General features: G+C 69.4%; 4 protein-coding genes. All 4 read right to left on the reverse strand.

Annotated features, from left to right (window positions below; translation table 11 throughout):
• Positions 1-727 precede the first annotated feature (727 nt).
• Positions 728-1,759, reverse strand: coding sequence for a ParB/RepB/Spo0J family partition protein (locus tag AB0M88_RS00995; protein ID WP_364093527.1), 1,032 nt, complete (start codon positions 1,757-1,759; stop codon positions 728-730).
• Positions 1,756-2,970 (reverse strand): ParA family protein, encoded by a 1,215-nt coding sequence (locus AB0M88_RS01000; protein WP_364093934.1) that lies wholly within the window; start codon positions 2,968-2,970, stop codon positions 1,756-1,758. Before AB0M88_RS01000 ends, AB0M88_RS00995 begins: the two co-directional genes overlap by 4 nt.
• Positions 2,971-4,908: 1,938 nt before the next feature.
• The gene (gene rsmG, locus AB0M88_RS01005; protein ID WP_364093935.1) at positions 4,909-5,655 is read right to left on the reverse strand and encodes a 16S rRNA (guanine(527)-N(7))-methyltransferase RsmG; all 747 of its coding nucleotides are present in this window, start codon (positions 5,653-5,655) and stop codon (positions 4,909-4,911) included.
• 179 nt (positions 5,656-5,834) lie between these two features.
• Positions 5,835-6,404 carry a R3H domain-containing nucleic acid-binding protein gene (locus AB0M88_RS01010; RefSeq protein ID WP_364093529.1) on the reverse strand — a complete coding sequence of 190 codons (570 nt, stop codon included), beginning with the start codon at positions 6,402-6,404 and terminating at the stop codon, positions 5,835-5,837.
• Between the last annotated feature and the right edge of the window lie 214 nt (positions 6,405-6,618).

The raw sequence follows: 6,618 nt of genomic DNA on the forward strand, positions 1-6,618 counted from the left end.
ATCGGAGCCGGTCGGATCGGAGCCGGTCGGATCGGAGCCGGTCGGATCGGAGCCGGTCGGATCGGAGCCGGTCGGATCGGAGCCGGTCGGATCGGAGCCGGTCGGATCGGACCCCGACCGGACCAGATCCCGGCCGGCGCAAGACAGGACCGGCGCAGCCAAGGCAAGGCAGGACCGGATCCGGCAGAGCTAGGCCGGGTCGAGGCCTGGACGCGGAGGACTTGCGGCCGACTAGCCACAGCCAAAGCTGACCGCCGGTCAGCAGACAGTCTTCGGAACACTGCGGCGGCCCACACAATCCACATGCCTAGATCCCGTCGGACATCGAGACAGCTTCCGATCTGCAGTAGAGCCGCACTGAACCTCAGAGACTGCGCCCGAGGGCAATAAACGTCCGAAGGACCAGACATCCCTACATACCGTTGGCACAAAGCAGAGACTGCTTCGCACCATCAAGCACAGAACACTTCAGCAATCTCAAGGAACGAATTCGAAGCGTATCTATGAATGGCTTCCCGCCCTCAAATCCGGTTCTGTCAGAGCCATTCTCCTGGGATTTCGGCTGGACCGATTTTGAGGGCTAGACCCAATTCAGACGACCGATAAGTCCGATTTCCGAACGCGCTTCACAACCGGCGATCGAACCGCCAACACCGCCCACCCCAGAAACACGAAAAGCACGTGACGAATCACGTGCCCTCGGTTGACGGCCCTCGGCCGTACGGAATCAAGCCGGCTCCGCCCCGGAGCCTTCCTCTTCGACGCCGATCATCCCAACGATCCGCTCGAGGTCGTCGACCGTCGCGAACTCGATCGTGATCCGGCCCTTGTTTCGACCGATGTCGACCTTGACCCGGGTGTCGAACCGATCTGACAACCGCTCGGCCAGATCGTTGAGCGCCGGCGCATGCACCTTCGCCCGCCGCCGCGGCGCCGCCTTCTTGGCCGGAGCACCATCGGAGAGCGCGAGCGTCACGACCTCTTCGGTCGAGCGCACCGACAGGCCTTCGGCCACGATCCGCTCGGCGAGCTTGATCTGGGCGTCGGAGTCGTCGAGGCCGAGGAGCGCCCGGGCATGCCCGGCCGAGATCACTCCGGCGGCGACCCGGTTTTGCACCTGGCCCGGCAGCTTCAGCAAGCGGATCGTGTTGGAGATCTGCGGCCGGCTGCGCCCGATCCTCTTCGCGAGTTCCTCGTGCGAGACGTCGAACTCTTCCAGCAGTTGCTGGTAGGCGGCCGCCTCTTCGAGCGGGTTGAGGTTAGCGCGGTGGATGTTTTCGAGGAGCGCGTCGCGCAGCATGTCGTCGTCGCGCGTCTCACGGACGATCGCCGGGATCGTTTCGCGGCCGATCGCCTGTGCGGCCCGCCAGCGGCGCTCGCCCATAACCAGTTCGTATTTGCCGTCGCCGGCGTCGCGGACGACGATCGGCTGGAGGAAGCCGACCTCCCGGATCGACGTTTTCAGCTCCTCGAGCGCCTCTTCTTCGAAGACGTGCCGGGGCTGCTTGGCATTCGGCTCGATCGACGTGACCGGGATTTCGGCGAAGCGCGCGCCGGGGACCGGCGAGAGCTCGCCCTCCGGCGTCGACTGCGCCAGGGGTGCCGGCGAAGGCGTAGAGGCGGGACCCGGCTGCACGGGTGCGCCGGTGAACTGCGGAGGGGCGGGATGGTCGATCGAAGGAGTGGGTTCGACGGCCGGCGCCGTGGGGATCAGCGCGCCCAGGCCACGGCCTAGGCCACCCCGCGGACGGTTCTTCATGCCGTGCCTCCCGTGTTGACCCCACGCATCGCGATCTCCAGAGCGGCCTCGAAATAGCTGGTCGCCCCCCTCGATCCCGGATCGTAGGTCATCACGGACTGGCCATAGCTGGGAGCCTCCGACACCCGCACGTTGCGGGGGATCACCGCGTTGAGCACCTTGGTGCCGAAGTGGTTGCGCACGTCCTGCTCGACCGCGTCGGCCAGCCGGGTGCGGCGGTCGTACATCGTCAGCAGAATCGTGGAGACATCCAGCGTCGGGTTGAGGTGCTGGCGAACCAGGTTGATGTTGTTGATCAGCTGGTTCAGGCCCTCCAGCGCGTAGTACTCGCACTGGATCGGAATCAGAACCTCCTGCGCCGCGCAAAGCGCGTTGACGGTCAGAAGGCCGAGCGACGGCGGGCAGTCGATGAAGACGTAGTCGAACTTCTCCGGGTGCGCGTTGATCGCCCGAGCCAGCCGCGACTCACGGGCGACCACGGAAACCAGCTCGATCTCCGCACCCGCCAGGTCGATCGTCGCCGGCACGCACCAGAGATTCGGGATGCCCTCGACCGCCTGGGCCACCTCGGACAGCGGCACGTTGTCGATCAGGCAGTCGTAGACGTCGGGGACGCCCGCGTGGTGCGGAACGTTGAGACCGGTCGAGGCGTTGCCCTGCGGGTCGAGGTCGACCACGAGAACCCGGTTGCCGTGGAGCGCAAGCGCCACGGCGAGGTTCACTGTCGTGGTGGTCTTACCGACGCCGCCCTTCTGGTTCGCGACGCAGAGCACCCTCGGGTGATCCGGGCGCGGCATCGTGATCTCGCCGCTCGGGTTGAGGATCTGCACAGCTCGCAACGCTTCCATGGCAAGCGGCGGATCGTCTTCATCCTGGCTCGGCGTTTCACGTGAAACACCGGCGCCGGCTCCGAACGAGGCCGCATCCGGAGCGATCGGGGCGACCAATCCGGCCGCGGAGGAGGACGCGGGCGACCCCGGAGCCGCCGAAACAGGCGCGGGTGACGAAGCCGGAGCGGGTGGCCCGGGACGCGGCGCAGGAGCAGGCGGCTGCCGCCCGTCATCCGGTCGCGGCTGAGGCGGCGGCGCGCCGTAGACCTGACCGGTCGACGACTCCGCGGCATACCCCGGGCCGACGCGCGGCTGTGGGACGCCCGGCTCAACCGAGCCGGTCGCGCTGTTGTATCCGCCACTCACGCCGTCGACACCCATACCTGGCATGCGATCGGGGCCAAGAGACGACTCGGTTTCACGTGAAACACCGTACTCATGCACCGTTGTATCCCTGGAAGCGAGGAACGGATCGGTCGGCGACGCGTGCGTTCCGGCCGCAGAAATCCGGCTCACACTATCGACGTCCGGCAAGCCTACGGCCGTCGGGCGAGCCTCGCCATGGCCGGACGTCGGATGAGTCGAGTGCAACGTAGACGAATCCCCAATCGGCGGGTCTGCAAACACCATCACCCCCGGCACAAGCCGCAGCGAAACCCCCGGCCGGTCCTCCTCCAGACCCCCACATACCCCAGCAGATTCCCCCTCTTCCCCCAAAATCCGCGCAGCCCCCGCGTCCCCTCCCGCAACGGAAGGCGCCGGGGGCGCCGTTTCCCCCTTTTCCGTACGCCGGGGATCCGCCCTCAACCGCAGCTTCCCCGCCCCGCCGCCCCCAATTTTCCGGGCATCCGCATCCTGACCGTTCCCAGCCCTGCCCGGCTCAGTTCCCCCTCCAACGGCAGCTTCGTCCCCCCGAGGCCCTGGTTCGTCGCTCCGTGGCGCCCCTCCGAAAGCGGTCCCATCGTGATCGGACTCAGCGGGGGAGGACATCGCGGCCGCGGATCGTCCACCGGCCAAAGCCTCGCCACGCCCCAAACCCGCCCCAGCCGATCCCGACCCGCCAACACCTCGCCGGCTCTCGGCGCTCGACAGCGGCGAAGAGCCAGACCCACCACTCCCCGAATCCGACCCGAAACCCCGACTGGACTGAGCCGCCCCGGAAGCGCCGCTCGAAGCCAACTCCGGCACCGACCGAGAGAGAACCGACCCGGACGCGCCGCCCGAAGCCAACTCCGGCACCGACCGAGAGAGAACCGACCCGGACGCGCCGCCGCGCGGAGCCGGTCGAGCATCCCCGCCAGGACCGGCCACCTCGAAGACACCGCCCGGAATCGCCGGATTGACCCCACCGCCATGCCGAACTCGCTCGGCGACATCACTCGGCTCGGAGTTGCCGCCCGGCACCAACGGGCCAGAGCCGTCCCCACGCAGAACTCGCTCGGACACCCCGCCCGGCTCGGGGATGCCGCCCGGCAATGCCGCGCCGCAGGTACTACCGAGCCGACCCTGCCCGGCGACCCCATGGGCGGGGACAGGCCCAGCAACGCCACTGGGCCGGACTGGCTCGGCCGCACCACTACGCTCGACCGCTTCGGCGCGGATGCGCTGCTCGGGCTCGGGGCGCACGGCCGGAGCACCGCCAGTCGACGCCGTCCGCGGGCGGAAGATCGCCGTGACGCTCTTCAGGCGGGAAATCGCCCCACCCAGCGTCCGCCCACGATCGGTACCCTCTCGCGCCCGCCCCCGACCACCGGCCGAGCCGTCAGCGGCATCCGCACCGGACTCGACCCCCGGCCCGCACTCGAACCCCTGCCGAGGAGCCGGGCTGCGACCGCCCGCCTTCCCAGCCCCGCGCTCATCCGGCAAAGACGCAGAAGACGACAAAGACGCAGAAGACGATGAAGACGATGAAGACGCAGAAGACGGCAAAGACGCGGACGGCGACGAAGACGCGGACGGCGACGAAGACGCGGACGAGGAATCACGCGGAAGAGGCGCACGGGAGGTCCGAGCCTCAGCCGGCTCCGCGGATGATCGCACCACCCCGCGACCGTTCCGCGAATCGCCTGAGCCACCGCCATCGGATCGACCAGCACTCCGCGCCTTGGAGGGCTCAGCTCCGAGCTGCCCCGCCGACCGTCCCCCAGCACCGCGACCGACCGCGTCCCCACCATCCGCCTCAGACGAAGACGCCGGCGAAGACAAAGACGCCGGCGAAGACAAAGACGAAGGCGGCAACGAGGACGAGGGCGTACCCCCAGGCCTCTCGGGACGCCGCGCTTTCGCATTCCGCTTTCGCGCGCCGCCCCGCTTGGCCATTTATCCCCTCCGCGTACTCCCTCGCCCGGAGTCGCGACCGCCGCGGCGTCCCGGGCCCGCCGCCCGGGTGGGCGGCTTCGGCCGTGACGGCACGACGTCCCGCACCTTGACGATCTCCACGACCGTCGCGGGCGGGTCGATGAGGCCCTCCCCGCAGGTGTGGACGACCGGGTCGGACCCGCCGAGTTCGGCCACCGCGGCCCGGTGCTCCGTGACCTCGTCGGCGGCCGAGGCGCCTTTGAGCGCCAGGAGCCGCCCACCGACGTGGGCCAGCGGGAGGCACCATCCGGCGAGCCGGTCGAGTGCGGCGACCGCCCGGGCGGTGACGACGTCGGCGCCGGCGGGGGGTCCGTCGACGACGTCTTCCGCCCGGCCGCGGACGACCTGGACGGTCGACTCGAGGCCGAGGGCGATCACCGCTTCGGACAGGAACGCGGTGCGTCGTGCCAGCGGCTCGACCAGGGTGATGCTGAGGTCTGGACGGGCCACTGCCAGCACGATACCGGGCAAACCGGCACCGGAACCCACGTCCACGACAGAAGCGCCTTTAGGGATCATTTCGGCCATCACCGCGCAATTGATCAGGTGACGTTCCCAGATCCGTGGGGCCTCCCGCGGGCCGATCAGCCCCCGCACCACCCCGTCTGTGACCAGAAGCCGGGCAAAGGAACGAGCCAGGTCGAGCCGCTCCCCGAACACGGAGGCCGCGACCGCCGCGAACTCCGCCGGCGGCTCGGCCCCGACCAGCGAGGTCGACGAAGAAGACGAGAGAGGACGAGGAGAAGGAGAAGGCGACGAGGGGCGCCGGCCAGGAAACGCTATCGGCCGACGACCGACCCGAGAACGGCCCGGAAACGACGACGGCCCGGGCGCAGAGTCGCCCGAGCCGGAATCGTCACCCGCGCCGGAGCGTGGGTTGCTCATGATCAGTCAGCCACACGAACCACGATGCGACGGTTGGGCTCGACACCCTCCGACTCGCTCTGCACGCCCGGGATCGCGTTGACCACGTCGTGCACGCACTTGCGCTCGAAGGCCGACATCGGCTCGAGGCGCACCGGGTCGCCGTGCTCCTTGACCTTCTCGACCGCGTTGCGCGCGACCGCCGCCAGCTCCTTACGCCGCGACGCGCGGTAGCCGCCGATGTCGAGCAGCAGCCGGCTCGGCGATCCGGTCGCCCGGAAGATCGCCAGGCGGGTCAGCTCCTGGAGCGCCTCCAGCGTGGCGCCGCGCTGGCCGACCAGCGGCTGCAGGCGGCCACCGACGACCTCGACCATCGGACGGCCGGCCGACACGAGCTCGTCGATGTCGCCGTCGTAGTCGAGGATGTCCAGCAGCCCCTCCATGTAGTCGGCGGCGATCTCGCTCTGCCGGAACAAGTCGCCGTCGGAGGCGACGGTTTCCGTCTTCTTGGTCTCCTCGGTGCCCTCCGAGGACGAGGAGGTCGCCTCGGTCGCCTCGGAAACCGACGAATCGGGAGTGCTGGTGTCGGTCACGGTTTCATCTCCGTACTCAATCGGGCCGGACCTGCTCGGTCCGCTGTTCCCGCCCCGGACGTTGTCCGTTCGGCCGGCGCGGGGAGGTATCGGCAAGGGGAGCGCGGGGGGGGCCCCCCTCGCGCCGGCCCCGGGGAAGACCAAGGGGGTGTCGCCGCGCCGGGCGCCCGGGTGGGGTGTGGCCGGGTGGGGGCGGGGTGTGTGGGGCGCGGCG

The sequence above is a fragment of the Actinoplanes sp. NPDC051411 genome (genome assembly GCF_040682075.1).
In the GTDB taxonomy this organism is placed as follows: Bacteria; Actinomycetota; Actinomycetes; order Mycobacteriales; family Micromonosporaceae; genus Actinoplanes.

Coding starts and splice junctions, on each gene's coding strand:
- AB0M88_RS00995 (WP_364093527.1), bottom strand. CDS start 1,759: ATGAAGAACCGTCCGCGGGGTGGCCTAGGCCGTGGCCTGGGCGCGCTG.
- AB0M88_RS01000 (WP_364093934.1), bottom strand. CDS start 2,970: ATGGGTGTCGACGGCGTGAGTGGCGGATACAACAGCGCGACCGGCTCG.